We start from the raw sequence: 22,760 nt of genomic DNA, 5'->3' as shown, positions 1-22,760 counted from the left end.
TTGTATCATAAGTAAACAATGACATTCCATCCTCCCCAATAACTAATCGTTCTTGTAATTCGGGATCTAAATAATCATTATTGCGATAAAACTCATTCATAATGAACAAGTTTTTAACTATTGGTTCTGGAATTGATAAACTGAACATTGTCAGGCCGTTATACTCAAATCCATCCATTTTTTCGATGAATTTAGTATAGTCAGGTTGATTAACTAAAAGAAGACAAGTTTCATTTCCGATTTGATCCAGTATTGGTGATGCGGTTTTTCTGCGTTTTTTTGTTAGACTATCAAGAAATGATGCGTTAATAGGTTGCTCGATTGGGTATTCTAAATCGGTCATCATCTTTCTTAATTCGATTAGCAAGTCTGTTACATTTGATTTCATTTTCATACCCATCAAATTATTTAAGCGGATAAATCGATCCAGTAGGCATAACCCATGGAGTTACTTTGCTCTCTCCCGGTAGCATACCTCTTGTCGATGTTCTCTGCATATTTGTTAACACCTTATGAAACGGTTCTTTTTCAACCAATGATAGGTTATCAAAGGCATTTGTACCACCATCATCCAATGGTAGTTTATGATGAACTTCCCAGCCATCTGGTGCTGTACCCTTACTCATTTTGAACAAATCCGAAGGTTCGAAGACGTTAGCAGCATCTGAGGAATTGGATAACTGATTAAGAAATTTCTTCCTCACAATATTATTAAATTCTTTCCTTAGAAACATAGTTTCAGAAGGGTCACGTTTTACGTAGTTTATTTCTTTTACTTCTATATTGTTTAATAGTTTTGTCTTTCCCCTGACTTTGCCTAAGTAGCGATACACTTCTTCAAAAGACTTACTATTAGGTCTTTTCGCTAACAGAATTGAAGACGCTGCAATAGCTGTACCTGCTGTTTGTTCATTTAATACCTGGTCATAACCCTGTATAGCTTCACCGCCTAATTGTTCTGCAGTTTTTCTGAACCCTTCAATGTTTCCATTATAAACCCCGCCAGCGGCCAATAAACGTCCTGCTGCTTTGCTATTGATGGTCTTAGCTGATTGCGCATGTTGTATAGGGGCATCTGAATAATGAATTTTTTGTGTAGGCGCTGGTTTCCTTCCCTGATGATCATTTAAACACTTTTCATATGCTTCTTTTACTTTCATTTCAAACCATGAATGCCAATGTTCCATAAAGCAATCATAAACAAGATCACCCTTTTCATCAAAATAAAAGGGATGTTTGAAGTAATCCCATTTTTCAGTGGTGTCTATTCCGATAAGCCAGCCAGTATCTATATTATGCTGTGTGTGATCATATGCACCATCGTACAGACCATTACGTTTACGGTCATATTTGGCTGAATGAGGATTTACAAACCCACTCTTTCTGTTTGGCATTTGATGGAGGCTAAAATAAGAATAGTTGTCAGAATCAAGATCGTAGTAGATTCTTGCTCTTTCAAAAGTGACTTCCGGTCTCAGTATGTATTGAAAATCTTCGGGTTTAAGTTCCCTTGCTGCATCCCATATCATGAACAATCTGAAATCGTGCATGTAGATCCCTCACAATGCAAAAGGTTTATATTATCAGAAGAAATTATATTATCAATTATTCCCATGATAGATAAATACCTTGGATGTATTCATAGTATTGATATAAATTGCAAGCTATGAGTAACAATAAGGGAATCTATTATCTACTTTTAAACGTCTTTTGAAGTGTGGTTAGTTATTTTGTCTATTGGCTTATCTTTGGCTTGGATTCTATTTCGATGGTGCCAAAAGTAGTATTTATGTAATATAAGCTCAATAAAAATCTCTATTTATCTTCTGGCGGCAGAGTTGAATTTAATTGTAAATCGAAAATCCTTGCGCCTGATCCCTACCCCCGGTTACACTAAGCATCTATAATTTGTTTCTGTGTAACTGATTGTTTTATATAGATTTGACTCGGGGTGCCCTTCTTCGTTGAAGGCTGAGAAATACCCGTATTACCTGATCTGGATAATGCCAGCGTAGGGAAGTCAGATGCCTTCCCGGTCATCGCTTCTTCACGCAAGGCAGGAGCGAACCCATGCAGCCTGACCTGCTCGATTTACACGTTTTACACCACTTCCGCACCCGTTCTCCGCTGACCCACTGCATGACCAATGACGTCGTACAGACCTTTACGGCCAACGTTTTGCTGGCCCTTGGCGCATCCCCGGCGATGGTGATTGAGGCCGAAGAGGCCGAACAGTTTGCCGCGATAGCCGATGCGCTGTTAATCAACGTCGGCACGCTGACCGCACCGCGCGCCCAGTCGATGCGTCGGGCGATTGAAAGCGCGGTGGCGGCAGGCAAACCCTGGACGCTGGACCCGGTTGCGGTGGGTGCCCTGACGTTCCGCACCCGTTTTTGCCATCAAATTTTGGCCCTGAACCCGACCACCATTCGCGGCAACGCCTCCGAAATCCTGGCTCTGGCCGGAATGAGCGCGGGTGGGCGCGGCGTTGATACCACCGACACCGCCGCCAGCGCGTTGCCTGCCGCTCAGGCGTTGGCCCGCCAGACCCATGCCATTGTGGTGGTCACCGGCGAGGTGGACTACATCACTGACGGAGAACGGACCCGAACGGTAACGGGCGGAGACCCGTTAATGACGCGCGTAGTGGGAACCGGGTGCGCGCTTTCTGCCGTTGTGGCGGCGAGCTGCTCGCTGCCGGGGGACCGGCTGGATAATGTTGCCGCCGCCTGCGGATGGATGAAGCGCGCCGGAACGGCAGCCGTTGCGCGCTCGCGCGGGCCAGGCAGTTTTACCAGCGCGTTCCTCGACGCGCTCTACACGCTGGAGGAGCAGGCATGAAGCGGATTAACGCCCTGACCATTGCCGGTACCGACCCCAGCGGCGGCGCGGGCATCCAGGCCGATTTGAAAACCTTCTCGGCCCTTGGCGCGTATGGCTGCTCGGTGATTACCGCGCTGGTAGCGCAAAACACGCGCGGCGTGCAGTCGGTCTACCGTATCGAGCCGGATTTTGTTGCCGCGCAGCTGGATTCGGTGTTCAGCGACGTGCGGATTGATACCACCAAGATCGGCATGCTGGCCGAGACGGATATTGTGGAGGCGGTGGCCGAGCGGCTTAAACGCTATCAGGTGCAAAACGTGGTGCTGGATACCGTCATGCTGGCAAAAAGCGGCGATCCGCTGCTCTCCGCCTCCGCCGTTGAGACGCTGCGCAATAAGCTGCTGCCGCAGGTGGCGATCATCACGCCCAATCTGCCGGAAGCCGCCGCGCTGTTAGGCACGTCGCACGCGCAAACTGAACGCGAAATGAAAGAGCAGGGGTATGCGCTGCTGGCGATGGGCTGCGGGGCGGTGCTGATGAAAGGCGGTCATCTGGATGACGCTGAAAGCCCGGACTGGCTCTTTACCCGCGACGGCGAGCAACGTTTTACGGCTCCGCGCGTACAGACCAAAAACACCCACGGCACGGGGTGCACTCTCTCCGCCGCGCTGGCGGCGCTGCGCCCGCGGCATGACGGCTGGGCTGATACGGTGCGAGAAGCGAAAATCTGGCTGTCGGCGGCGCTGGCAAAAGCCGATACTCTGGAAGTCGGTCACGGTATTGGGCCGGTTCATCATTTTCATGCGTGGTGGTAACCCAGTATACTGGCAGGAAACACCACGCCTGAGAAAACAGAGATGGAACAAGCGCATACCCGGTTAATCGCTCAACTGACTGAACGGATCGCCGAGCCTGACAACACGCCGCTGTACCTGAAATTTGCCGAAACGGTAAAAAACGCGGTGCGCAGCGGCGTGCTGGTGCACGGGAACATTTTGCCCGGCGAGCGCGATCTGAGCCAGTTAACCGGCGTGTCGCGGATCACCGTGCGCAAAGCGATGCAGGCGCTGGAAGCCGAGGGCGTTGTCACGCGTGCCCGGGGTTACGGCACGCAAATTAACAACATTTTTGAATACTCGCTCAAGGAAGCGCGCGGGTTCTCTCAGCAGGTGGTGCTACGCGGTAAAACGCCTAATACGCTGTGGGTCAATAAACGCGTGGTGAAATGCCCGGAAGAGGTGGCGGGTCACCTGTCGCTGGAGCCGAACAGCGACGTCTTTTTGCTGAAGCGTATTCGCTATGTGGATGACGATGCGGTGTCGATTGAAGAGTCCTGGGTGCCGGTTGGGCTCATTCCCGAACCGGATGCGATAGGAATTTCGCTGTACGACTACTTCCGCAGTCAGAATATCTTCCCGCAGCGCACCCGTTCACGGGTCAGCGCCCGCATGCCGGACAGCGAGTTTCAGGCGCACATTAAGATGGACGAAAAAATACCGGTGCTGGTGATCAAGCAGGTTGCGCTTGACCAGCAGCACCGGCCGATTGAGTACAGCATCAGCTACTGTCGCAGCGACCTATACGTCTTTGTGTGCGAGGAGTAATTCCTCACGAGTGGGCGCGCAGTCGCCGCCGCGATGGCTCACCACCCAGGACGCCACGGCATTCCCCAGCAGAACGGCGTCTGCCAGCGACCATCCCGCCGCCAGCCCGGCAAGCGTGCCGCCCGCGTGGCTGTCGCCAGCGCCAATGGTGTCCACTACCGTGGCGGGAAACGCCGGAACAACGCCCGATGCGTCGCCATCATACCAGGCAGCCCCGTCTTTATCATGCCGCACAATCAGCGCGGCGCCGAAGCGCAGCTGCCACTCCTCGCCCAGGTTTTCAGCCTCAACGCCCAGCCTTTCAGCAGCGAGCTCCGCTTCCTGACGATTAAGCGACACGATCGGCCTGCAGGCCATAATCCGCGCCATCAGCGCGTCGGGGATATCCGCGATGCGTGGGCCGAAATCGATAAGCGCCGTCACATCCTCCAGCCCTTCAAGCCAGCCCGTCAGCAGCTCGCCGCACGGCGAGGCCAACTGGTAGCCGGAGAGATAAACCAGGCTATTTTGCGGGACGTTTAGCTCGTCAAGCCAGCGCTGCTGCCACTGGTTCTCGACGCCGCTAAAGGACATAAAGGTGCGCTCGCCGTCAGGCTCCACCAGCGCTAGACACCAGCCGTTGTCGCCGGTTTCAGCCTCCACGGCGCTGTGCAGATCCTGCTTCGCCATTGCGTTACGGATAATATCCGCCCACACGCCGTGGCCGACGGGAAGGGCGTTTTGCGCCGCAATGCCGAGCCGTTTCAGGGCGATGGCGATATTCAGCGCGCAGCCGCCGATATTCACCCCCTGCTGTTTAAGCTCGATATCACACCCGCGCCAGGGCAGGGCGTAGGCGTCGGCGATGACGTCAATCACCGCCGCGCCCAGCACCGTCACCGGGCGCGTGGCGTGCAGGGTGTCGAGACGTTGGGCAAAAGAATTCATACGCCCTCCCTTTGCTCCCTGAAGTGCAGCAGTTTTTCACAGTAGTGACCGAAATCGAGCTGATTAACGGCGTCGAGCTCGGCCTTCAGCGCCGGGTCAATGGCCTGCACGCCGTGGAGCGCGCCGCAGATGGCCGTCGCCATCGCGCCAATGGTGTCGGTATCGCCACCCAGATTGGCGCATAAAATGGCGCAGCGGTTCGGGTCGGTTCCCGCCAGCTCCACCATTGCGATGGCTGCCGGAACGGACTCAATGGTGCTGGTACCTGCGCCAGTGAGCTGATAAATCTGCTCGCTGGCGGAGTCGATGCCGTTGGCGTCCCGCACGGTCTTAAGCGCCAGCTCAATGCGTGCCGCGAGCGACGCGCTGAAGGTGGTGGTTTTCGCCTCCTGCGCATAGCGGGCGATCCCCGGCAGGGCATCGACGATGTTCTGCCAGCGTTCCCCATCGATGGCGCGGGAAACCGCCCAGGCAATCACCACCGCGCCGGCAATGGCGAGATCCGATTTATGCGTCGGGCTGGAGGCCTGCGCAACCTGGTCCACAAAGTGCTCCAGCCGCGTCGCCGGGAGCAGGCAGCCCAGCGGGGAGGCGCGCATCGCCGCCCCGTTAGTCACGCCGTTGTTGTCCAGCTCGCTCACCGGCTTCCCGTCACGAATCGCGTTAAGCGCGATTTTGGAGGTCGGGCCGAGCACGTTCTTGTTAAACGCGTCGAAGTCGAGCGCCCAGTTCAGGATATGCTTGCCGATAACGTCCGCGTTAATCTCCCCGTCGCACTCGATGATCGCATCGGCCAGGCATAGCGCCATCGAGGTGTCATCGGTGAACTCTGCCTGTTTGAAATAGCAGGCCGCGTTATTCTCTGCCGGGCCGGGTAAAAAGCGGTCGATCCAGCCGAAGTGCGCCTTGACGCGCTTTCTCGGCCACAGCTCCGACGGCATGCCCATCGCATCCCCTAACGCCTGGCCGTAAAGGGCCCCGAGAATACGGTCTTGTTTCATTTAACTTCCCCTTGTGTCAGCGCGGTATCGCCATCAACCACCTCAATTGCGGTGATCTCTTTATCCGATTCGCGGAAAAACAGCATAAACAGCACGGCAATCACGGCAATCATGACTGCACCAAATGTCCACATTCCGGCCCAGTTGAAGGTCAGCCCATTCACCGGCTCTTTGTAAGCGAACATTTTTTCCATCATCACGCCGCCCAGGCGGTAACCCAGCAGGCTACCAAACCCCTGACAGCACAGCGTAATCAGGCCTTGCGCGGCGGTGCGCATGTGCACCGGCGCTTTTTTATCCACGTAGATGTACGCGGTCACGTAGTAAAAGTCATAGCTCACGCCGTGCAGCAGGATGCCGAGGAACAGCAGGGCGTAGGTGAAGAACTGTTCAGCGCCACCGTAAACAAAGAAGCCGTAGCGGATGGCGGCGGTAATCAGGCCCAACAGCAAGACCTTCTTAATACCAAAGCGTTTGGTAAAAAACGGCAGGGCGAGCATAAAGAAGATTTCAGAGAACTGGCCGAGCGTCATCCAGCCGGTGGCGTTTTTCATCCCCACTTCGGTGAGATAGCCGTTGGCGAAGATGTAGTAGAAGGCCAGCGGCATGGCGAACAGGAACGAGCAGAAGAAGAATACCAGGAAGTTTTTGTCGCGCAGCAGGACCAGCGCATCCAGCCCCAGCATCACTTTGAAATCCAGCTTGCCGGTACTTTTCGGCGGCGTGTTTGGCAGGAACAGGGCAAAGACGCCGAGCAGGGCGGAGCTGGCTGCGGTCATCAGCAGCGGAATATTGGTATCGGAAATATCGCTGTAGCCGAGCATCTGTGGCAGGAACCCGCACGCCAGCCCCGAGGCGATCCAGCCGATAGTGCCCATCACGCGGATGCGCGGGAAATCAGCCTCAACGTCGTCCACGTTCGCGAAGGCAATGCTATTGGTCAGCGCGATGGTCGGCATATAGGTCAGGGAATAGACCAGCAGCAGCGGGAAGAAGGTGCTGAACTGGGTTTGCTGCGCGGCGAAGTACATCAGGATCGCGCCGGCGAACATTAGCACCGACAGCACTTTCTGCGCGGCGAAGAAGCGGTCCGTCAGCGAGCCGACCAGGATAGGAGAGAGGATTGCGGCAATCGCGGTACAGGCGTAAGACCAGCCAATTTCCCCGGCGGTAAACCCGCTTTTGCTCAGCCACAGCCACAATGGCACAAACCACGCGCCCCAGATAAACCATTCAACAAACATCATGAATGACAGTTGGACTTTCGTTTTCATTTTTTAATCCTGCATGTCAGATAAGGTACGCCTTTAACATACCACTCAATAATACCTTTTAAATACCTTTGTGGCGATTGTTTGATCAATGTAACAGTTTTGTTGTACACGAATCGAGCCAGCAGATTGTGCTGAAAAAAAATGCATATGGTGGAAAATCTGTTAAGTCGGTACCAGGCTTAGTCTGCCCATAAAAGATGGGACTGGATAAACACACACCGACACGACGTCGGATTTACGGGAGTATCACATGACTGATATTGCGCAGTTGCTTGGCAAAGACGCCGACAGCCTTTTACAGCATCGTTGTATGACCATTCCAGCCGACCAGCTTTACCTGCCTGGCCACGACTACGTTGACCGCGTGATGGTGGATAACAACCGTCCGCCAGCGGTTCTGCGAAATATGCAGACGCTCTATAACACCGGGCGACTCGGTGGTACGGGGTATCTCTCTATTCTGCCGGTGGACCAGGGCGTTGAGCACTCGGCGGGCGCCTCCTTCGCGGCGAATCCGCTCTATTTCGATCCGAAGAACATTGTTGAGCTGGCGATTGAAGCGGGCTGTAACTGCGTGGCCTCCACCTACGGCGTGCTGGCCTCCGTCTCGCGTCGCTATGCCCACCGCATTCTGTTCCTCGTGAAGCTGAACCACAATGAAACCCTGAGCTACCCCACCGAATATGACCAGACGCTTTACGCCAGCGTCGAGCAGGCCTTCAATATGGGGGCGGTTGCCGTTGGGGCGACGATTTACTTCGGCTCTGAACAGTCTCGTCGTCAGATTGAAGAGATCTCTGCGGCATTTGAGCGCGCGCACGAGCTGGGTATGGTAACCGTGCTGTGGGCGTACCTGCGTAACTCGGCGTTCAAAAAAGACGGGGTGGATTACCACGTCTCCGCCGACCTGACCGGCCAGGCAAACCATCTGGCGGCCACCATTGGCGCGGATATTGTGAAGCAGAAAATGGCTGAAAATAACGGCGGCTATAAAGCGGTTAACTTTGGCTACACCGACGATCGCGTTTACAGCAAGCTGACCAGCGATAACCCGATCGACCTGGTGCGCTACCAGCTGGCGAACTGCTATATGGGTCGTGCAGGGCTGATTAACTCCGGCGGTGCGGCGGGCGGCGATACTGACCTGTCAGACGCGGTGCGTACGGCGGTTATCAACAAACGCGCGGGTGGCATGGGGCTGATCCTTGGCCGTAAGGCGTTCAAGAAATCAATGGCCGACGGCGTGAAGCTGATCAATGCGGTTCAGGACGTCTATCTGGACAGTAAAGTCACAATTGCCTGACGTCTCCATCTCCCTCTCCCTGTGGGAGAGGGTTGGGGTGAGGGCATCATCGCGCACCGTGTGAAACATCAGCGCAAAAGCACACAGTCCGGCGGCAGCCTGCACTCCAGCGCGCCGGGCAACACCTCAATGCGGAACTGCGTCCCGCTCAGCGGCTCTCCGTCGAGGTTAAACGTCATCCCGTGCGGCGCATTCACCTCGAACCACGCCGATTTACCGTCAATGATATTCGGGCTCTCTTCCGGCTGCGTCAGCGTGGTAAACAGCGCGGGCAGCAGACCGTCGCCCGTGAAAATGCGCAGCTGTAGCTGACCATCGTTAATCAGCGCCTCCGGGCAGAGCTGCTGTCCGCCGCCTGCCTGACGTCCGTTGCCAATCCCAATCACCAGCGCGTCACCCTGCCACTGAAAATCCTCACCGCGAATTTCGCATCGGTCCGGCTTAAGGGTGTCCATGCGCATCAAACCGTGGATCAGGTATGACACGCCGCCCAGCGCCGCCTTCAGTTTTTCCGGCGTTTCGCTGGTAATGCGCGTGCCGAATCCACCCGTCGCCATATTGATAAAGCAGGTTTTGTCATTCACCTGGGCGATATCCACGGCGGTGGCTTTGCCGAGGATTGCCAGCTGAAGCGCCTTCTCTAAATCTTCCGGGATCCCGGCGCTGGTGGCAAAATCATTGGCGGTGCCGAGCGGTAATATGCCCATCACCGGGCGATCTGCCGGTGGCTGGTCGATAAGCGCAGAGGCGATCTCATTGATGGTGCCGTCGCCGCCGCCGGAAATGATGGTGCTGATACCTAACGCTAAGCCTTCGTTGATATAGCGTGCCGCGTCGCCTTTTTCCCACGTCACGCGCACGTGGATACGTGCGCCGTCGTCACGCAAACCCATAATCGCCTGACGCAACGGATCGTTGCCTGCACTTTTGCCATTGAGAATCAATAAACTGTCTGGATAGGTTGCCATCCTCGCTGCTCCCTTTTTTAGCGTTAGTAAGAGTGTATAGCAGAGCGGAAAAAAGCGGGTAAGAACAGGATGAAAGACAAAAAATAAGCCCGCGTAAGGGAGATTACGCAGGCTAAGGAGGTGGTTCCTGGTACAGCTAGCATTTATGGGTTATGTTTTTCAGCGCGTGGGATAATACCCGTATTGAACGAAGCGGTATGTGATCCGATTCTAAGAATTATCCCAGCGCGAAAAAATTTCCCTGATTGACTATTTGCCGTGTGGATTACGTGTGCTTTCACCGTTGAAGTTACGCATCAGCAGCGCGAACTTCAGCTCCACCTCTTCCGGAACCGGCAGCCAGACGGTATGCCCGTCGCCCGGCGCGACCTCAATCGCTTCGCCTTTGCCGTTTTCCAGATGCTCCAGCGTGAAGTTCATGTTGCCCTGTGGGGTCATCAGCTCCAGGCTGTCGCCTTTGGTGAACTTGTTTTTCACCGCCACGGCCGCCAGCGCGCCTTTGCGCTCGCCGGTGAAGTCGCCGACAAACTGCTGGCGCTCGGAAACGGAGTAGCCGTGCTCGTAGTTCTGGTAGTCGTCGTGGGTATGGCGGCGCAGGAAGCCTTCGGTATAGCCGCGGTGCGCCAGGCCTTCCAGCGTTTCCAGCAGGCTGGTATCGAACGGTTTACCGGCCGCCGCATCGTCGATGGCTTTGCGGTACACCTGTGCGGTACGCGCGCAGTAGTAATAGGATTTGGTGCGGCCTTCGATCTTCAGGGAGTGCACGCCCATCTGCGTCAGGCGCTCAACGTGGGCGATGGCGCGCAGATCCTTCGAGTTCATGATGTAGGTGCCGTGCTCATCTTCAAAGGCGGTCATGTACTCGCCCGGACGCTTGGCTTCTTCAATCATAAACACGCTGTCGGTTGGCGCGCCGATGCCCAGCGTCGGTTCAACGTTCGTCACCGGAATCGGCTCATGCTTGTGGACGATGTTGCCGATATCGTCCTCTTTTCCTTCCTGGACGTTATATTCCCAGCGGCAGGCGTTGGTGCAGGTGCCCTGGTTCGGGTCGCGCTTGTTGATATAGCCAGAGAGCAGGCAGCGGCCGGAGTAGGCCATGCACAGCGCGCCGTGGACGAAGATTTCGATTTCCATATCCGGCACCTGAGTGCGGATCTCTTCGATCTCTTCCAGCGAAAGCTCGCGGGACAGAATGACGCGGGTCAGCCCCATCTGCTTCCAGAATTTTACCGTCGCCCAGTTGACGGCGTTAGCCTGTACGGAGAGGTGAATATCCATTTCCGGGAAGTTCTCCCGAACCAGCATGATTAAACCCGGGTCCGACATGATCAGCGCGTCCGGCCCCATATCCACCACCGGCTTCAGGTCGCGGATGAACGTTTTCAGCTTGGCGTTGTGCGGCGCGATATTCACCACCACGTAGAATTTTTTACCCAGGGCATGCGCCTCGTTGATGCCGAGCTGCAGGTTCTCGTGGTTGAATTCGTTGTTACGCACGCGCAGCGAGTAGCGCGGCTGGCCCGCGTAAACGGCGTCGGCGCCATAGGCGAAAGCGTAACGCATATTTTGCAGCGTTCCCGCCGGGGAAAGGAGTTCCGGTTTAAACATGTTTGTTCTCGTTCTGATGACAGGTCAGATCCGCATGCACCAGGTGCAGCGGTAAGGGGAGATCCCCCACTTTAAGGGCGGGCATTGTAGCGCTGCGGGGCAGGGAGGTAAAGTTATTGTGCCGGGTGGCGGCTTCGCCTTACCCGGCCTGGATTAACCAGCGGCTAGCTAGGCAATCCTGCACGCATCCGCTTCCCAGCGATACCCCACGCCGTACACCGCGCGAATAAATGACTGCTCGGCGTCCAGCGCCTCCAGCTTGCGGCGCAGGTTTTTGATGTGGCTGTCGATGGTGCGATCGGTCACCACGCGGTAATCGTCGTACAGGTGGTTCAGCAGCTGTTCGCGGGAGAAGACTTTTCCCGGCTCGTGGGAAAGGGTTTTGAGCAGGCGGAACTCCGCAGGGGTGAGGTCCAGCAGCTTGCTGCGCCAGCTCGCCTGGAAGCGGCTCTCATCCACAATCAGCGGGCTTTCGGCGTCCAGCATCTGAAGCTCGCGCTTCGGCCTGCAGCGGCGCAGAATGGTTTTCACGCGGGCCACCACCTCACGCGGGCTGTAGGGCTTGCAGATGTAGTCGTCCGCGCCGATTTCGAGCCCCAGCAGACGGTCAATCTCTTCGATTTTAGCGGTAACCATGACGATCGGCACGTCGGAGAAGCGACGAATCTCCCGGCACAGGGTCAGGCCATCAACGCCAGGCAGCATTAAATCCAGCAGGATAAGATCCGGCGGGGTCTGGCGCACGTACGGCAGCACCTGGTCGCCGTGGCCGATCAGTGACGGGGCATAGCTGGCCGCGCGTAAATAGTCGATCAGCAGCTGTCCCAGCTTGGGTTCGTCTTCGACGATCAAAATGCGCGGCGTGTTTTCGTCAATCGGTAACTCGGTCATACTTCTCTCGATAAATCCCGTTCCAGAGGTAACTCTACTGTAATGCTAACCCCGCCAAAAGGCGAATGGGCGGCGCGAATGGTGCCATTATGCGCCTCGACGATGTTAACGCAAATCGCCAGCCCCAGGCCGGAACCGCCGCTGGCGCGGTTGCGGGAGCCTTCGGTGCGGTAAAAGCGCTCGAACAATTTTTCCAGCTGCGCGTCCTGCACGCCGGGGGCGGAATCGGCGAAGGTGAGGACAAAGCGCCCGTTTTCCTGCCTGCCGGAGATGTGCAGCCCGCCGCCGCTGTCGGTGTAGCGCAGGCTGTTCTCCAGCAGGTTGTTGAACAGCTGCATCAGCCGGTCTTTGTCACCAAATACCACCGCGCTGTCCGGCAGGGAGAGGTCGATTTTCAGGTTGCGGCTGGCAAACCGTTCCCGGAAGGCGCCGCTGGCAACTTCGAGCACGTTAATGACATCGACGGGCGCCTTCTGGTAGGCCAGCGCGCCTTCGTCGGACATGGAGAGCTGGTGGAGATCGTCCACCAGCTTGGTGAGCGTGCCCACCTCCGCCTGCAGGGAGGCCACCGATTCGGGCGTAAACTGGCGCACGCCGTCCTGAATGGCTTCCAGCTCGCCGCGCAGCACCGCCAGTGGGGTGCGCAGCTCGTGGGAAATATCGGCCATAAAGTCGCGGCGCATCTGCTGGTTTTTCTCCAGCGTGCTGGCGAGCTGGTTAAAGTCCTGCGCCAGCTTGCCCAGTTCGTCCTGGCTGCGGGTGTCGACGCGGGTGGTGAAATCCCCGGCGGCCAGCTTGTGCGTGCCTTCCACCAGCCGTTTCACCGGCGCGAGCAGACCGCGCGCCAGCGGGAAGGTGGCGAGCGCGGCGAGCAGGGTGGAGAGAGCGACGATCAGCCAACTGGTCCGGCGCTGCTGGCGGTCAAAGTTGATATCGGTGTTACGCGTCAGGCGCTCCACCGGTGAGGCGATAACCCAGCCGACGGTCGCGTTATTCACCTTAATCGCCCGGCGGGTGCCGTCCGGCGGTATCGGGGCGCGCGGCCCAACCAGCGTGCGCATATCCTGATCGATTACCCAGAACTGGGTGCGCCAGCCGTGCGGCGGCATGCCCGGGCCAGGCCGATCGTCGCCGGCATCGTGCTCCAGCGAGCGCAGGATCTGGAAAATAAAGCGGTCGTTATTGCGCAGAAAACGCCAGTTGCCGTGCTGGGCGTACTGTTCACTCAGCGCATCGCTTAAGCCCTGCAGGCGCTGCTCGTTGCCATGCTTAATGTAATCAATAAAACCGCGCTCAAAGCTGATCCGCACCGCCCAGTGCATGGTGATCAGCAGGACGATACAGGTGGCGAAGATCGCCACGAAGAGCTTGCCGGTAATACCCGGACGCCAGAATTTCATGAGCCACTCCTTTTGCCGCGCCTAATCACGACGTTCTTGCTGGTATCATCCGGCACGCGGGCGAAGATGAAAGCGGGCAGGGCGATGATGACCGCCATGCTGAGATAGGTATACAAAAAGACCTGATGCGCCACCGGCGTGTCGACGCTGAGGTGATGCTGGCCGTACATGCCGAGCAGTAACCCCGCGATAGTCACGCCGACGCTCATGGAGAGCTGCATGATCATCGACAGCAGGCTGTTGCCGCTGCTCGCCAGATCGTCCGGCAGGTCTTTCAGCGTCAGGGTATTCATCGATGAGAAGCGCATGGAGTTGACAATCCCCTGACAGAACAGCACCAGCGGCAGGACGTAGTACCAGCCCATCAGCGCCACGGCCATAAACAGCAGGCTGACCAGCGACAGCCCCAGCGTGGCGGCCACCAGCACGTGACGGTAGCCAAAGCGGTTCACCACCTGCACCACGATGCGCTTCATCCCCATGCTGCCGAGCACCATCGGGATCATCATCAGGCCCGCGTGGAACGGCGAAAACCCCATGCCAATTTGCAGAAACACGGGCGTCATAAACGGCAGCATGCCGCTGCCGATACGTCCGGCGAAGCTGCCGAACAGGCCAAGGCGGTAGGTGGGATTTTTAAATAAGTTCAGGCTGAACAGCGCCTGGTCATTCCCGCGAGCATGCCACAGATACCACAGAATGGCGGTGATGCCGATAACCACCAGCACCCCGAGCGTCAGGGCGGAGATCCCCAGCCCCTTTTGCCCGTCGAGCGCCAGGGTGAGCGTGGCCATGCCCGCCGCCAGCAGAATAAAGCCGAAGAAATCAAAGCGTCGGGTCTGCATTTTGTAGTTCGGCATCAGCGTCAGGGTGGCGATGGCGCCGATGATGCCCACCGGCAGATTGATCAAGAAGATCCAGTGCCAGGAGGCATACTCCACCAGCATCCCGCCCAGCGCCGGGCCCAGCAGCGGCCCCACCTGGCCGGGCAGGGTGACGAAGGTCATCGCCGCCATGTACTGCTCGCGTGGCACAATCTTCATCACCGTTAACCGCCCGACGGGCACCATCATCGCCCCGCCGACGCCCTGCAGCACGCGCGCCGTCACCAGCTGGTCGAGGGTGTTGGCCTGGGCGCAAAACAGCGAGCCAGCGGTAAACAGCACGATGGCGGTAAAGAAGATATTCCGCACGCCCACTTTGTCCGCCAGCCAGCCGCTGGCAGGCAGCATCACGGCCACCGTCAGCACGTAGGAGACAATCACCATGTGCATATGCAGCGGGCTCTCCCCCAGGCTTTTCGCCATGGAGGGGAGGGCGGTGTTGACGATGGTCGTATCCAGCGACTGCATAAAGAAGCCGAAGGCGACTATCCACAATTGCCAGCGAACGTTGCTGGGAAGCTCAGTCATTTACCCGTTTACCGTTTCTCTGTTTTTACGCGAAAAGCGCAGCCGCAGGCGGTCGAAGAACAGATAGACCACCGGCGTGGTGTACAGCGTCAGCAGCTGGCTCATCACCAGGCCGCCGACGATGGTGATCCCCAGCGGCTGGCGCAGCTCTGAGCCATCGCCGCCCGAGATAACCAGCGGCAGCGCGCCAAACAGCGCCGCCAGGGTGGTCATCATGATCGGACGGAAGCGCAGCAGGCAGGCCTGGAAAATCGCCTCCTCCGGCGAGAGATTGCCGTTGCGCTGGGCGTCCAGCGCGAAGTCCACCATCATGATGGCGTTTTTCTTAACAATGCCGATTAACAGCATAATGCCGATAAGCGCGATCAGGCTGAACGGCGCGCCAAACAGCTCCAGCGCCAGCAACGCCCCCACGCCCGCCGACGGCAGCGTCGAGAGGATGGTCAGCGGGTGCACGTAGCTTTCATACAGCACGCCCAGCACAATATAGACCGTGGCAATGGCCGCCAGGATCAAAATCACCTGCGAGTTCATCGTCTCCTGGAACACCTGCGCGGTCCCGGCAAAGCTGCCGCGCACGGTGGATGGTACGCCAAGCTGGGTCATCGCGCGGTTGATCGCGTCGCTGGCCTCCGAAAGCGACGAACCGGCGGGCAGGTTAAAGGAGATGGTCGACGCCGCCGACAGCCCCTGATGGTTCACCGACAGCGGCGCGTTGGCTGGTCGCCAGCTGGCAAAGTAGGAGAGCGGTATCGCCTTGCCGTCGCTGTTGATCACAAACATTTTATCCAGCGCGCTGATGTCCTGGGTGTAGCGCGGATCGACCTCCATCACCACCTTATACTGGTTCATCGGCTGATAGATGGTGGAGATCTCCCGCTGGCCGAAGGCGTTGTTCAGCAGGCTGTTGGCGGCTTCAACGTTAATGCCCAGCCGCGACATGGTTTCGCGGTCGTAGGTGAGCGCCATCTCCGCGCCGTTGTCCTGCTGATCGGAGTTTACGTCCGCCAGCTCCGGCAGGGCGGCCAGCGCCTTACGGATCTTCGGCTCCCACTCGCGCAGGGCGGCTAAATCATCCGAGAGCAACGTGTACTGGTAGCTGGCGTTCGCCTGCCGCCCGCCGACGCGGATATCCTGAACGGCCATCAAAAACAGGTTTGCGCCCGGCTCTTTGGCGAGCTTCACACGCAGGCGGTCAATCACCTGCTGCGCCGTTTCGTTGCGCTCGCCGCGCGGCTTAAGGGTAATGAACATCATCCCGCTGTTAACGCGCGAGCCGCCGGTAAAGCCAGTGACGTTGTCTACAGCCGGATCCTCACGAATGATCTTCATAAAGTCCTGCAGCTTGCCGCGCATCGCCTGGAATGAAATGCTCTGGTCCGCCTGGATGCCGCCCATCAGCACGCCGGTGTCCTGCTCCGGGAAGAAGGTTTTCGGGATGGTGATGTACATCCAGACGTTGAGCCCAATAGTGGCGATCAGCACCAGGCCGACCAGCCGCGTATGGTTCAGCACCCACTTCAGCGATTTGCCGTAGCCTTCCTGCATCGCCATCAGAAAACGACCAAAGCCTTTGCGGCGCGGCTGCGAGTGAGGCTTGCTGCGCTTGAGCATCCAGCCGCACATCATCGGCGTCAGCGTCAGGGAAATCACCAGCGAAATCCCGATGGCGACCGAGAGCGTGACGGCAAACTCCCGCAGCAGCCTGCCCGGCAGCCCGCCCATCAGCAGCAGTGGCAGGAATACCGCCACCAGCGACAGGCTCATGGAAAGTACCGTAAAGCCCACCTCGCGCGTGCCCTGCAGCGCGGCCTGCAGCGGTTTCACGCCCGCTTCAAGGTGGCGGGAAATGTTCTCCAGCACCACGATGGCGTCATCCACTACGAAGCCCGTCGCAATTGTCAGGGCCATCAGCGACAGGTTGTTAAGGCTAAAGCCGCACAGGTACATGGCGGCAAAGGTCCCAATCAGCGACACCGGCACGGCCACCGCCGGGATCAGCGTCGCGCGGCCGGAGCGCAGGAACAGGAACACCACCAGGATCACCAGCGCGACGGAGATAATCAGCGTTTGCTCCACCTCTTCAAGCGAGGCGCGGATGGTCGGGGAGCGATCCTGGGCAATCTGCAGATCGATTGCTGCCGGGATGGTCTCCTGTAGCTCCGGGAGGCGGGCGCGAATGCTGTTCACCGTCTCAATAATGTTCGCCTCCGGCAGCTTGCGGATCATCAGCAGGATGGCCGGTTTAGCGTTGGTCATCCCGGCGTTGCGCACGTCCTGCACCGAGTCAGTGACGCTGGCGACGTCGCTCAGGCGTACCGCCGCGCCGTTGTTGTAGTGAATAATCAGCGGCTGGTATTCCGCAGCGGTTTTTAGCTCGTCGTTGGTGTGGATCTGCCAGCGGTGGCTGCCGTCCTCAATCGCCCCCTGCGGTTTACGCACGTTGGCGCTGCTGATGGCGGAGCGCACGTCGTCCAGCGACACGCCCTGGTTGAACAGCGCCTGCGGGTTCAGGCCCACGCGCACGGCGGGCAGAGAACTGCCGCCAACGCTCACGTCACCCACGCCGTTGATTTGTGAGATCGTCTGCGCCAGCTGGGTCGACGCAAAGTCGTAGAGTTGCCCCTGAGAATAGGTGTCCGAGGTCAGCGTCAGGATCATGATTGGCGCGTCGGACGGATTGGCCTTGCGGTAGGTAGGACGGCTCGGCATCCCGCTCGGCAGAAGGCTTTGCGCGGCGTTGATGGCCGCCTGCACGTCACGGGCGGCACCGTTAATATCCCGGTCGAAGCTGAATTCCAGAATGATGCGCGTGCTGCCCAGCGAGCTGCTGGAGGTCATCTCGTTGACCCCCGCAATCCGCCCAAGAGAACGCTCCAGCGGCGTGGCAACGGACGAGGCCATGGTCTCCGGTGACGCACCCGGCAGCGAGGCGCTGACCATGATCACCGGGAAATCCACCTGCGGCAGGGGGGCAACTGGCAGCAGCCGGAAGCCCAGCACGCCGCACAGGGTAATGGCGACGGAGAGTAAAATCGTCGCCACCGGACGGTAAATGAAGAGGGCGAAAAACTTCACTTACGCCTCCTCTTCACGTTTCGGGAAACGGCTTTTGGTCCACAGCGCCAGGCGGTCAAACAGCAGATAGATCACCGGCGTGGTGAAGAGCGTCAGCACCTGACTCACCAGCAGGCCCCCGACCATACCGATACCCAGCGGGCGGCGCAGCTCCGCGCCGACGCCGGTGCTGAGCATCAGCGGCAGCGCCCCCAATAGGGCGGCCAGCGTGGTCATCAGGATCGGGCGGAAACGCAGCAGGCAGGCCTGGAAGATGGCATCGCGCGGCGACATGCCCTGCTCGCGCTCGGCGGCCAGCGCAAAGTCGATCATCATGATGGCGTTTTTCTTCACGATCCCGATAAGCAGGATGATGCCGATGATGGCAATAACGTCCAGCTCGCTGCCCGCCAGCATCAATGCCAGCAGCGCCCCCACGCCTGCCGTTGGCAGGGTAGAGAGGATGGTGATCGGGTGGATAAAACTTTCGTACAGCACGCCAAGTACGATGTACATCGCCACGACCGCCGCGACGATCAGCCAGACGGTGTTGCCCAGCGCGGCCTGGAACGCCAGCGTGCTGCCCTGGAACTGGGTCTGAATGTCGGACGGGAAGCTAAGCGCTTTTTCAGCAGCCTGGATGGCTTCCACCGCCTCGCCCAGCGAGTAACCGTCCGGCACGTTGAAGGAAATGGTGGTGGACGGGAACTGATCCAGGTGGTTAATCGACAGCGGGGTATAGCGCTCCTCCACCGTGGCGATGGCGCTCAGCGGCACAATGCCGCCGTCTTTGCTGGTCAGGCGCACCGAGTCCAGCGCGGCCAGGCCGGGGGTGTTCTCGGTGTTGTGTTCCAGCACCACGCGGTACTGGTTCGCCTGGGTGTAGATGGTGGAGATCAGGCGCTGCCCGAAGGCGTTGTACAGGGCGTTGTCCACGTCCGACATGGTGATGCCCAGACGGCTGGCGGTGTCGCGGTTAACGTTGACGTAGGCCGCCAGCCCCTTGTCCTGCCAGTCGCTGCTGACGTCGGCGAGCTGCGGCAGGGTGTTAAGTTTTTCAACCAGCTGCGGCACCCAGGTGCTGAGGGCGTCAAGCGACGTAGCCTGGAGCGTGAACTGATACTGCGTGCGGCTGACCTGGGTATCAATGGTCAAATCCTGAATCGGCTGCAGGTAAAGCTCAACGCCCGGCACGCGGGCCACGGCGCTTTGCAGGCGCTCGATGACGGCGTTCACGCGGTCGTCGCGCTCATCCAGCGGCTTGAGGTTGATCTGCAGACGCGCGCTGTTGAGCGACGGATTGGTGCCATCCACCCCCACGTAGGACGTCAGGCTCTCCACCGCTGGGTCTTTCATGATGATCTCAGACACCTGCTGCTGGCGCTGCGCCATGTTCGCGAAGGAGACCGACTGCGGAGCCTGAAGCGTGCCCTGAATAATGCCGTTATCCTGGATGGGGAAGAAACCTTTCGGAATAAAAATCCACAGCATTACGCTGAGCGCCAGCGTGCCAAGCGCCACGCCAAGCGTTGCCCACGGATGGTTCAGCACTTTCGCCAGCACGCGACCGTAGGCGGCAATAATTCGCTCGAACATCCGCTCGGAGGCGCGGGAGACGCGGTTTTGCTTGCGCAGGGACTCGTGGCTTAGCATGCGGGCGCACATCATCGGCGTCAGGGTCAGCGACACCACGGCAGAGATGAGAATGGCGACCGCCAGCGTCACGGCAAACTCGCGGAACAGCCGCCCGACGATGTCACCCATAAACAGTAGCGGGATCAGCACCGCAATCAGCGAGAAGGTCAGAGAGATAATGGTAAAGCCGATTTCCCCTGCGCCCTTCAGCGCGGCGGCCAGCGGCTTTTCACCTTTCTCGATATAGCGCGAGATGTTCTCGATAACGACGATGGCGTCATCCACCACGAACCCGGTGGCGATGGTCAGCGCCATCAGCGTCAGGTTGTTAATCGAAAAGTCGAGGAACACCATCACCGCAAAGGTCCCGACCAGCGAGAGCGGCACGGCGACGGCGGGGATAATGGTTGCCGGAACGTTGCGCAGGAACAGGTAAATGATCATTACCACCAGCGCAATCGCCAGCATCAGCTCGAACTGGGTGTCGGTGACCGACGCACGAATGTTGGTGGTGCGGTCGGAAAGGACTTTTACGCTGACCGATTTCGGCAGGCTTTCAATCAGCTGCGGCAGCATGGTGCGGATGCTGTCGGCGGTTTCGATGATGTTGGCGCCCGGCTGGCGCTGCACGTTCATCACGATCGCCTGCTGCTTGTTCGCCCACGCGCCGAGCCAGCTGTTTTCCGCGCCTTGTTCCACGGTGGCGACGTCCCCCAGGCGGATCGGCGCGCCGTTCTGGTAGGCCACAATCAGCTGACGGTATTCGTCGGCGGACTGCATCTGGTCGTTTGCCGAGAGGGTGACCGCACGGGTCGGGCCGTCCAGCGAGCCTTTTGCCGAGTTGACGTTGGCACTGCTGATGGCGGTGCGGATGGTTTCGCTGGTCAGCCCCAGCGCGGCAATCGCCTGTGCGTTAAGCTTCACGCGCACGGCCGGGCGCTGGCCGCCCGCCAGCGTGACGAGGCCGACGCCGGAGACCTGAGAAATCTTCTGCGCCACGCGGGTTTCGACCATGTCTTCGACCTGGGTCATCGGCATGGCGGAGGAGGTAACGGCCAGCGTCATGATCGGCGGATCCGCCGGGTTCACCTTGCTGTAGACCGGCGGGTTAGGCAGGTCCGACGGCAGCAGGTTGGTGGCGGCGTTGATGGCGGCCTGCACTTCCTGCTCGGCGACGTCCAGCGACAGCGTTAGCTGGAACTGCAGCGTCACGACGGATGCCCCGCCGGAACTCTGTGAGGACATCTGTTTTAATCCGGACATCTGGCCAAACTGGCGCTCCAGCGGGGCGGTAATGGCGGACGTCACCACGTCCGGGCTGGCGCCAGGATAGAGAGTGACAACCTGAATCGTTGGATAATCCACCTCCGGCAGCGCCGACACGGGCAGGAAGCGGTAGCCAATGATCCCGGCCAGCAGGATCGCCACCATCAACAGCGTGGTGGCGACAGGGCGGAGGATAAACAGGCGTGACGGCCCACCTGTAGAGCTCGGGGGCATAACCTGCATCAGGAGGTCGCTCCCTGTTTCGCAGGTTCAACCACCTCAACTTTCGCGCCTTCGGTGAGACGGTCGATGCCGTCGGTGACCACGCGGTCGCCGGCGGAGAGCCCGGCGCTGATGACCACCGTCTGGCTGTCCTGAATCCCGGTTTTCACCAGATGCTTGCTCACTTTATTGTCGCTGTTCAGCACCCAGACAAAGCTTCCTTCGTTACCCATTTGCAGCGCTGCGGTGGGGATCACTACCGCGTTCTCTTCGGTAGCGACCAGCATTCGCGCGTTGACGAACTGGTTCGGGAAGAGGGCATCGTCCTGGTTGTTAAAGCGCGCCTTCAGCTTGATGGTGCCGGTGGTGGTATCGATCTGGTTGTCCAGACTGAGCAGGGAACCCTCGCTCAGCTTCTGCTTGTTGGTGCGGTCCCAGGCTTCCACCACCAGGCCTTTGCCGGTTTTTTGCGCCTGCATGACGGTTGCGATATCGCTTTCCGGCAGGGTAAAGACTAAATCAATCGGGTGGGTCTGGGTGATCACCACGATGCCCGTGGTGTCGCCGCTGGAGATCTGGTTACCGATATCGACCTGCTTCAGGCCCACGCGTCCGTCAATCGGGGCGGTGATGCGGCTCCAGTCGAGCTGCAGCTGCGCGCTGGCGACGGCGGCCTCGTCGGCTTTGATGGTGCCCTGCGTTTCGCTGACCAGCGACTGCTGGGTGTCCAGCTCCTGACGAGAAACGAGGTTGGTTTTCACCAGCTGCTGGTAGCGCGCCAGATCGCGACGGGCGTTGGCGAGGGTGGCTTTGTCTTTCGCGAGCTGCCCCTGCGCCTGAGCGAGGGCGACTTTAAACTGGCTCGGGTCGATTTCCGCCAGCAGATCGCCCGCTTTGACCTGCTGACCTTCCTGGAAGTGGATCGCGATGAGCTGACCGTCAACGCGGCTGCGCACCGTGGCGGTGTTGGCGGCGGTAATGGTTCCGAGCCCCGTCAGATAACGCGGAACGGCTTTGCTCACCGCCGTCGCCGCCTGAACCGGTGCCAGCGCGCCGCCGCGCATGCCGTGACGGCCGCCGCCAGCCGGGCGCTGGGCCTGGCTGCTGGCGCCAGCGGGAGCGGCGGAGTTCGCAGATTGACTGTGCCAGTACCAGGCGGCGGCAAGGACCACCACAATGATGCCAGCGGCGATTGCCCAGCGGGATTTGTTACTGCCTTTCATCGTTATACGTTCTCATCCTGAATACTTCGGGGAATGATACTAGTTTAGTCAGCTAACACAGCGGAAAAATGGAGGAAATATGGAAGACTGTCAGGAATGGTCTGAGTGTGGCGATCGTTTTAGCCGGGTAAGGCGAAGCCGCC

The 22,760-nt window shown here is 58.5% G+C and carries 17 protein-coding genes and 1 riboswitch; of the genes, 4 read left to right on the top strand and 13 right to left on the bottom strand.

What is annotated here, in order from left to right; genetic code table 11:
* A partial coding sequence (locus tag INF73_RS03860) for a YrhA family protein (RefSeq protein ID WP_193547284.1) occupies window positions 1-388 on the bottom strand: 388 nt, incomplete at its 3' end.
* Window positions 389-404: 16 nt separating this feature from the next.
* The gene (locus INF73_RS03855) at window positions 405-1,550 is read right to left on the bottom strand and encodes an HNH endonuclease signature motif containing protein (RefSeq protein ID WP_193541930.1); all 1,146 of its coding nucleotides are present in this window, start codon (window positions 1,548-1,550) and stop codon (window positions 405-407) included.
* A gap of 387 nt (window positions 1,551-1,937) precedes the next feature.
* Window positions 1,938-2,035: riboswitch (TPP riboswitch) on the top strand.
* A gap of 35 nt (window positions 2,036-2,070) precedes the next feature.
* On the opposite strand from INF73_RS03855, the gene thiM reads away from it, so the two are divergent.
* Genes thiM through INF73_RS03840 form a run of 3 tightly spaced genes read left to right on the top strand, consistent with a single transcriptional unit; the run spans window position 2,071 to window position 4,427 of the window.
* A complete protein-coding gene (gene thiM / locus INF73_RS03850; RefSeq protein ID WP_028013823.1) occupies window positions 2,071-2,841 on the top strand; it encodes a hydroxyethylthiazole kinase in 771 nt (256 codons plus the stop codon).
* A complete protein-coding gene (thiD, locus tag INF73_RS03845) occupies window positions 2,838-3,638 on the top strand; it encodes a bifunctional hydroxymethylpyrimidine kinase/phosphomethylpyrimidine kinase (protein ID WP_192986613.1) in 801 nt (266 codons plus the stop codon). The genes thiM and thiD overlap by 4 nt, the downstream gene beginning before the upstream one ends.
* A gap of 42 nt (window positions 3,639-3,680) precedes the next feature.
* Window positions 3,681-4,427 (top strand): GntR family transcriptional regulator, encoded by a 747-nt coding sequence (locus INF73_RS03840; RefSeq protein ID WP_193542263.1) that lies wholly within the window; start codon window positions 3,681-3,683, stop codon window positions 4,425-4,427.
* Here INF73_RS03840 and INF73_RS03835 read toward each other — a convergent pair.
* From INF73_RS03835 to INF73_RS03825, 3 genes are read right to left on the bottom strand one after another with little or no spacing between them, the layout of a single operon-like run.
* A complete protein-coding gene (locus tag INF73_RS03835; protein ID WP_193542261.1) occupies window positions 4,401-5,354 on the bottom strand; it encodes a PfkB family carbohydrate kinase in 954 nt (317 codons plus the stop codon). The two genes, INF73_RS03840 and INF73_RS03835, sit on opposite strands and share 27 nt — an antisense overlap.
* Complete coding sequence (locus INF73_RS03830; RefSeq protein WP_041909084.1) at window positions 5,351-6,355, bottom strand: ADP-ribosylglycohydrolase family protein; 1,005 nt, start codon at window positions 6,353-6,355, stop codon at window positions 5,351-5,353. The genes INF73_RS03835 and INF73_RS03830 overlap by 4 nt, the downstream gene beginning before the upstream one ends.
* A complete protein-coding gene (locus tag INF73_RS03825; protein ID WP_193542259.1) occupies window positions 6,352-7,629 on the bottom strand; it encodes a nucleoside permease in 1,278 nt (425 codons plus the stop codon). Before INF73_RS03825 ends, INF73_RS03830 begins: the two co-directional genes overlap by 4 nt.
* 250 nt (window positions 7,630-7,879) lie before the next feature.
* Between INF73_RS03825 and fbaB the strand changes: the two genes are divergently transcribed.
* Window positions 7,880-8,932 (top strand): class I fructose-bisphosphate aldolase, encoded by a 1,053-nt coding sequence (gene fbaB / locus INF73_RS03820; RefSeq protein WP_193542257.1) that lies wholly within the window; start codon window positions 7,880-7,882, stop codon window positions 8,930-8,932.
* Between the two features lie 68 nt (window positions 8,933-9,000).
* Here the strand turns inward: fbaB and yegS are convergent, their stop codons facing one another.
* From yegS to INF73_RS03780, 8 genes are all read right to left on the bottom strand, one after another.
* The gene (gene yegS, locus INF73_RS03815; RefSeq protein WP_193542254.1) at window positions 9,001-9,900 is read right to left on the bottom strand and encodes a lipid kinase YegS; all 900 of its coding nucleotides are present in this window, start codon (window positions 9,898-9,900) and stop codon (window positions 9,001-9,003) included.
* A 249-nt stretch (window positions 9,901-10,149) separates the two neighbouring features.
* Window positions 10,150-11,511 (bottom strand): tRNA 5-hydroxyuridine modification protein YegQ, encoded by a 1,362-nt coding sequence (yegQ, locus tag INF73_RS03810; RefSeq protein ID WP_008500866.1) that lies wholly within the window; start codon window positions 11,509-11,511, stop codon window positions 10,150-10,152.
* A gap of 168 nt (window positions 11,512-11,679) precedes the next feature.
* Window positions 11,680-12,402, bottom strand: a complete 723-nt coding sequence (gene baeR / locus INF73_RS03805) for a two-component system response regulator BaeR (RefSeq protein ID WP_193542252.1) — start codon at window positions 12,400-12,402, stop codon at window positions 11,680-11,682.
* Window positions 12,399-13,802, bottom strand: a complete 1,404-nt coding sequence (gene baeS, locus INF73_RS03800) for a two-component system sensor histidine kinase BaeS (RefSeq protein WP_059358502.1) — start codon at window positions 13,800-13,802, stop codon at window positions 12,399-12,401. Before baeS ends, baeR begins: the two co-directional genes overlap by 4 nt.
* A complete protein-coding gene (locus tag INF73_RS03795; RefSeq protein WP_193542250.1) occupies window positions 13,799-15,214 on the bottom strand; it encodes an MFS transporter in 1,416 nt (471 codons plus the stop codon). Before INF73_RS03795 ends, baeS begins: the two co-directional genes overlap by 4 nt.
* Entirely contained in the window at window positions 15,215-18,292 is a 3,078-nt protein-coding gene (mdtC, locus tag INF73_RS03790) for a multidrug efflux RND transporter permease subunit MdtC (RefSeq protein ID WP_049000321.1), read from the bottom strand.
* Window positions 18,293-21,415, bottom strand: coding sequence for an MdtB/MuxB family multidrug efflux RND transporter permease subunit (locus INF73_RS03785; protein WP_193542248.1), 3,123 nt, complete (start codon window positions 21,413-21,415; stop codon window positions 18,293-18,295).
* Window positions 21,415-22,617 carry an MdtA/MuxA family multidrug efflux RND transporter periplasmic adaptor subunit gene (locus tag INF73_RS03780; RefSeq protein ID WP_193542246.1) on the bottom strand — a complete coding sequence of 401 codons (1,203 nt, stop codon included), beginning with the start codon at window positions 22,615-22,617 and terminating at the stop codon, window positions 21,415-21,417. The genes INF73_RS03785 and INF73_RS03780 overlap by 1 nt, the downstream gene beginning before the upstream one ends.
* Between the last annotated feature and the right edge of the window lie 143 nt (window positions 22,618-22,760).

Source organism: Enterobacter cloacae complex sp. P6RS (assembly GCF_014982245.1).
GTDB classification, from domain to species: domain Bacteria; phylum Pseudomonadota; class Gammaproteobacteria; order Enterobacterales; family Enterobacteriaceae; genus Enterobacter; species Enterobacter bugandensis.
Note: the sequence above shows the minus strand (reverse complement) of the source record. Positions and strands in the feature narration are given on the sequence as shown.

Excerpts from the sequence above, each read along its gene's own strand:
- INF73_RS03835 (WP_193542261.1), bottom strand. The coding sequence starts at position 5,354 with ATGAATTCTTTTGCCCAACGTCTCGACACCCTGCACGCCACGCGCCCG.
- baeS (WP_059358502.1), bottom strand. The coding sequence starts at position 13,802 with ATGAAATTCTGGCGTCCGGGTATTACCGGCAAGCTCTTCGTGGCGATC.
- INF73_RS03830 (WP_041909084.1), bottom strand. The coding sequence starts at position 6,355 with ATGAAACAAGACCGTATTCTCGGGGCCCTTTACGGCCAGGCGTTAGGG.
- thiM (WP_028013823.1), top strand. The coding sequence starts at position 2,071 with ATGCAGCCTGACCTGCTCGATTTACACGTTTTACACCACTTCCGCACC.
- INF73_RS03825 (WP_193542259.1), bottom strand. The coding sequence starts at position 7,629 with ATGAAAACGAAAGTCCAACTGTCATTCATGATGTTTGTTGAATGGTTT.
- INF73_RS03855 (WP_193541930.1), bottom strand. The coding sequence starts at position 1,550 with ATGCACGATTTCAGATTGTTCATGATATGGGATGCAGCAAGGGAACTT.
- INF73_RS03840 (WP_193542263.1), top strand. The coding sequence starts at position 3,681 with ATGGAACAAGCGCATACCCGGTTAATCGCTCAACTGACTGAACGGATC.
- fbaB (WP_193542257.1), top strand. The coding sequence starts at position 7,880 with ATGACTGATATTGCGCAGTTGCTTGGCAAAGACGCCGACAGCCTTTTA.
- yegQ (WP_008500866.1), bottom strand. The coding sequence starts at position 11,511 with ATGTTTAAACCGGAACTCCTTTCCCCGGCGGGAACGCTGCAAAATATG.
- INF73_RS03785 (WP_193542248.1), bottom strand. The coding sequence starts at position 21,415 with ATGCAGGTTATGCCCCCGAGCTCTACAGGTGGGCCGTCACGCCTGTTT.
- INF73_RS03780 (WP_193542246.1), bottom strand. The coding sequence starts at position 22,617 with ATGAAAGGCAGTAACAAATCCCGCTGGGCAATCGCCGCTGGCATCATT.
- baeR (WP_193542252.1), bottom strand. The coding sequence starts at position 12,402 with ATGACCGAGTTACCGATTGACGAAAACACGCCGCGCATTTTGATCGTC.
- INF73_RS03795 (WP_193542250.1), bottom strand. The coding sequence starts at position 15,214 with ATGACTGAGCTTCCCAGCAACGTTCGCTGGCAATTGTGGATAGTCGCC.
- yegS (WP_193542254.1), bottom strand. The coding sequence starts at position 9,900 with ATGGCAACCTATCCAGACAGTTTATTGATTCTCAATGGCAAAAGTGCA.
- thiD (WP_192986613.1), top strand. The coding sequence starts at position 2,838 with ATGAAGCGGATTAACGCCCTGACCATTGCCGGTACCGACCCCAGCGGC.